5 protein-coding genes are annotated in these 5,365 nt (G+C 46.2%); 3 read left to right on the forward strand and 2 right to left on the reverse strand.

Features of this window, described 5'->3' with window-relative positions:
• Positions 1-59: 59 nt before the first annotated feature.
• Together GY683_RS07330 and GY683_RS07335 are read right to left on the reverse strand one after the other, a co-directional pair.
• Positions 60-1,835: a sodium:solute symporter family protein gene (locus GY683_RS07330; protein ID WP_297288112.1), complete on the reverse strand. Its 1,776-nt coding sequence runs from the start codon at positions 1,833-1,835 to the stop codon at positions 60-62.
• Between the two features lie 3 nt (positions 1,836-1,838).
• Positions 1,839-2,105, reverse strand: coding sequence for a DUF4212 domain-containing protein (locus GY683_RS07335; RefSeq protein ID WP_297288113.1), 267 nt, complete (start codon positions 2,103-2,105; stop codon positions 1,839-1,841).
• 373 nt (positions 2,106-2,478) lie between these two features.
• On the opposite strand from GY683_RS07335, the gene GY683_RS07340 reads away from it, so the two are divergent.
• The 3 genes from GY683_RS07340 to GY683_RS07350 all read left to right on the forward strand — a co-directional run.
• Positions 2,479-3,414 carry a LysR family transcriptional regulator gene (locus GY683_RS07340; protein WP_297288114.1) on the forward strand — a complete coding sequence of 312 codons (936 nt, stop codon included), beginning with the start codon at positions 2,479-2,481 and terminating at the stop codon, positions 3,412-3,414.
• A 265-nt stretch (positions 3,415-3,679) separates the two neighbouring features.
• Positions 3,680-4,555 carry a methylisocitrate lyase gene (gene prpB, locus GY683_RS07345; protein ID WP_297288115.1) on the forward strand — a complete coding sequence of 292 codons (876 nt, stop codon included), beginning with the start codon at positions 3,680-3,682 and terminating at the stop codon, positions 4,553-4,555.
• Between the two features lie 182 nt (positions 4,556-4,737).
• A partial coding sequence (locus GY683_RS07350; protein WP_297288116.1) for a citrate/2-methylcitrate synthase occupies positions 4,738-5,365 on the forward strand: 628 nt, incomplete at its 3' end.

The following is a 5,365-nucleotide window of genomic DNA, read 5'->3' on the forward strand; positions in this document are numbered from 1 at the left end:
TCAATTACTTAAAATAAAAAATGCAGACACTGGGTCTGCATTTTTTATTAGATTAATGATTAGTGATCGACTGCTGCGCCTGCACCTTTTGGATAGCGAACGCTTTCAACCAGATCTTGGATCTCTTGTGGTGGTGGCGCAGTCATGTAAGATACTGCAAATGCTACCACGAAGTTGATCAGAGCGCCGATCGGACCGAAGCCTAGTGGGCTAATACCCATGATCCAGCCTGATGCGTCATCAGCAAGCATGTTCGTGCCTGGGATGAAGAACCAGCCTTTGAACAAGAAGATGTACACACAAGTTACGATCAAGCCTGCAAGCATACCTGCTACTGCGCCTTTGTTGTTGATGCGTTTTGAGAAGATACCCATCATCAAGGCAGGGAACAGAGACGAACCTGCGATACCGAATGCCAAGGCGACTGTCTGTGCAGCGAAACCAGGAGGGTTCATGCCAAGCCAAGTTGCAACGGCGATCGCGACAACCATCGAAACACGAGCTGCTGTCAATTCGCCCTTATCAGAGATTTCAGGCTTCAAGATTTTCTTAATCAAGTCATGCGAGATTGCTGACGAGATGGCTAATAGCAGACCTGCAGCGGTAGATAATGCTGCTGCGATACCGCCTGCAGCGATCAGACCAATAACCCAAGATGGTAGGTTGGCAATCTCAGGGTTAGCCAGTACCATGATGTCATTGTTCACATCCAATTCGTTGCCTTGTAGTCCTTTGGCCTCAGCAGCAGCCAAGAATGCCTCATCTTTTGACTTGTCATTATAGTAGTCAATCTTACCGTCAGCGTTTTTATCCTCAAATTTTAGCAAGCCTGTGGCTTCCCAATTTTTCATCCATTCTGGACGTGCTTCATAATCAATCGGTGCAGAAGTTGTGCCATTTGGATACACAGTTTCAACCAGGTTCATGCGAGACATTGTACCTACTGCAGGTGCTGCAGTGTATAGCAATGCGATGAATACCAGTGTCCAACCTGCTGATGAACGTGCATCAGATACCTTATTCACCGTGAAGAAGCGGATGATAACGTGAGGCAGGCCTGCAGTACCAATCATTAGCGACAAGGTTAGCAAGAACATGTTTAGCTTATCAGGAACATCAGCAGTATAAGCTGCAAATCCTAGATCAGTAATCAAGCTGTCAAGCTTGATTAGCATTGTTGTACCGCTCTCTAGGTCGGTACCGAACATTCCTAAAGCCGGAATTGGGTTGCCAGTAATATTCATTGAGATGAAGATCGCAGGGACGATATATGCAATCATCAGTACCACATACTGAGCTACCTGAGTATAGGTAATACCCTTCATACCACCCAGTACCGCATAGAACAATACCACAACTGCCGCGATGATCAGACCTGTATCTTTGTCAACCTCCAAGAAGCGAGAGAATGCCACGCCTGCACCCGTCATCTGACCGATAACATAAGTGGTACATGCCAAAATCAAGCACACAACAGCAATCAGACGCGCACTCTTAGAGTAGAAGCGATCACCGATGAAATCAGGCACTGTGAATTTACCGAACTTACGCAGGTAAGGCGCAAGCAATAACGCCAGTAATACGAAACCACCTGTCCAGCCCATTAGGTAAGCAGAAGCAGCATAGCCGCCCATGGCGATCATACCTGCCATCGAGATGAATGATGCTGCACTCATCCAGTCAGCACCTGTTGCCATGCCGTTGACGACAGGGTGGACACCACCGCCTGCAACGTAGAATTCTTTGGTTGAGCCTGCGCGTGCCCAAATCGCGATACCGAAGTAAAGCAGGAACGATGCGCCAACGAAAATTAGGTTAATTGCAAATTGACTCATGGCTTACTCCTCCTCTACGCCGTATTCTTTATCAAGGCGATTCATGCGCCAAGCATAAAAGAAAATGAGTGCGACAAAGGTAAGAATAGCACCTTGCTGACCGAACCACAGCCCAAGGTCTGTACCCATGAAAGTGATGCCCATTAATGCAGGGCGAAGAAGAACGGCGAAACCGAGCGAGCAGATTGCCCACACGATCAGACAACCAATAATAATACGAACGTTGGCTTTCCAGTAGCCAGAGACGTCTTTATCTGTACCATGTGACATGGCGACCTCCTTGTAAATTGCAAAAGCAATTTTAAAGCGCTTCCTTAATAAAATCCTTTTAAGGTTATTACCACTAATAACACAAAACCCTAAAAATCTACCGCACTTAAATTTCATTAAGAAAGCAGACCACAATATAGCTAACTCACTAACAGCTAAAGCTTCGGTGAGTTAGATTCCAATTCAACTTAGCTAGTGTTTTCGCATAATAGCACAATTTTTTGTCATTTCAAGCATTTTTTGGCATAAATTTCAGAAAAATATTAATCTTTATGAAACATTATAGCAATCTAAACCCTAAAATCAGCATAAATTCCTTTTTTGGGCGAATTATGCTAGGCTAACATCAGTCTTTTTAGTAACGATACTCATCATGAATCTTACACAATTAAACGCTTTTATTCATGTTGCCAATACAGGCAGCATGAGCCAATCCGCCAAGGATTTGGGGTTATCTCAGCCCACCCTATCACGGCACATCGCACAGCTAGAGCAGCTGCTTGGTCAGGCGCTGATAGACCGCTATCGCCGCCCGATGACATTAACCCCCGCTGGGGAATTCTTCTATCTACATGCCCAAAAAAGCGTGAGCGAATTAAATGAACTGATTGCCCTCACTCAAAACTTCGGTAAATCAAGCAATACCTTAACCATCGGCTTTGTGGCGTCGATACTCTACGGGCTGCTGCCAGAGATCATCAGCAAATTAAAATCCACCCTGCCAAGCCTTGAGATTAAGCTCATCGAGGTTAGCTCTAACGATCAGATTCACGCCCTAAAATCAGGTGAGATAGATGTGGGCTTTGGGCGATTCTTATTACAAGACGACTTTGTTAGACAGATATTTCTGCGCCATGAGCCTCTAGCGGTCGCCTTGCCCATCCAGCATAAATTAGCCAATAACGACAGTATCTCTTTAAGAGAACTCATTGATGAGACGCTGATTTTATACCACCGCAAGCCAATGATACTTGGCTCGGGCGAACACAGTGACCCTTTGCTTCACCTGTTTTATGAGCGCAATTTAACCCCGCTACACACCAACAAAGCACGTGACATTCAAATCGCACTTGGCTTGGTGTCAGCTGGCGAAGGTGTCACCCTAGTGCCAAAAAGCCTAACTACCGTGCGCACCGAACAGATTCAATACCTGCCGTTATCTCCGGACAATATCACCTCGCCCATCTATCTAAACACCCTAACCGACACTACCAACCCAAATCTAAAAGCCCTGCTGCAAGCAACTTACGCCGTGTATCATGATCGACAAATAGAATATGCACCTGCTGACAACATTGATAAATTGTAACAAATTATGTCAAAAATCCCATTATGCAAGTGCACCATGCGCTTAATTTATGCAAAACCTTAATAAAAGTAAGCGATTATTATGTAAAAAATAGCTTTTATTATGCAATATTTAAATAATGATAGTATTTATAATAAATTACTGTAGCTAATTTAATCAAAATAAGTAAAGACAATCGAATAATTTATCGCTATACTAAATCCAGATTCAATTTTTTAACTCACAGCCAGTTTACTTTTGTTTTACTGTTTTAAGGACAATCGCCATGAGTCACCCATCTGCAGGTTTGCGTTTTCGTCAAGCCGTCAAAGAATCCAATCCCCTAGCCGTTGTCGGCTGTGTTAATGCTTATTTTGCGCGCCTTGCGACTGCAAGCGGTTTTAAGGCGATTTATCTGTCTGGTGGCGGTGTTGCTGCCTGCTCTAATGGCATTCCCGATCTTGGTATTACCACCATGGAAGATGTACTGATAGACGCAAGACGCATCACGGATAACGTTGATACCCCCCTACTTGTCGATATTGATGTTGGTTGGGGCGGTGCATTTAATATTGCTCGCACCATTCGTAACTTTGAACGCGCTGGTGTGGCAGCGGTACATATTGAAGATCAGGTCGCCCAAAAACGCTGTGGTCATCGCCCGAATAAAGCCATCGTCAGCAAGGACGAGATGGTCGATAGAATCAAGGCCGCTGTCGATGCACGTGTTGATGAAAATTTTGTCATCATGGCTCGTACCGATGCCTTGGCTGTCGAAGGTCTAGAATCCGCCATTGAGCGAGCGGTCGCTTGCGTGGAAGCTGGCGCGGACATGATCTTCCCTGAGGCGATTACAGACCTTGGCATGTATAAGGAATTTAGCCAAGCGGTTGGTGTGCCTGTACTGGCGAACATCACTGAATTTGGCGCAACACCACTTTACAACCAAGAAGAGCTTGCCGATCATGGCGTATCGCTCGTACTCTACCCACTCTCATCGTTCCGTGCCGCCAGTAAAGCTGCTTTGAATGTCTATCAATCCATCATGGCTGACGGCACGCAGGCGAATGTTGTTGATACCATGCAGACACGCGCCGAGCTTTATGAGTTCTTGGGGTATCATGATTTTGAACAAAAGTTAGACGCATTATTTCAAAAATAATCCAACACCGAAAGCCTGCTCGTATTCATGGAGTATAGAGCAGTACGAGCAGGCTTTCATATAAATTCAACCTAGGCACGCGATCAATTCGCCAGCCCCAAGGTGATATCAATAAAACATTCATCGCCCGAATTTTTAAGTTATTAAAGATTCCAGCCAACCTGTCGAACAAGGAGTTTATTATGACAGACAACACCCTACCTCAAACCCCTGGTTTTAAACCCAAAAAATCAGTCGCCCTGTCAGGCGTGCCAGCAGGCAACACCGCCCTGTGTACGGTCGGACGCTCGGGCAATGACCTAAGCTATCGTGGTTATGATATTTTGGATTTGGCAAAGCATTGTGAGTTTGAGGAAGTGGCTCATTTGCTGATTCACGGTCATTTGCCCAACCGCTTTGAGCTTGCCGCTTATAAGCAAAAACTAAAATCGCTTCGTGGCTTGCCCATTCGTGTGATTGAAGTCCTAGAAAGCCTACCTGCCCACACGCACCCGATGGACGTGATGCGTACCGGCTGCTCCATGCTGGGTAACCTGGAAACGGAAGAAGATTTCAGCGAGCAGGACGACAAGATCGACCGTATGCTGGCGGTGTTCCCGTCGATCATCACCTACTGGTACCGCTTTGCCCACGAAGGCGTTCGTATCGAAACCGAGAGCGACGTGGACTCCATCGGTGGTCATTTCCTGGAGCTGCTGCACGGCAAGAAGCCCAGCGAGCTGCACGAGCGCGTCATGAACGTGTCGCTGATCCTGTACGCCGAGCACGAATTCAACGCTTCCACCTTCACCGCCCGCGTGTGTGCCTCCA

It is taken from the genome of Moraxella sp., assembly GCF_024227015.1.
Lineage (GTDB): Bacteria > Pseudomonadota > Gammaproteobacteria > Pseudomonadales > Moraxellaceae > Moraxella.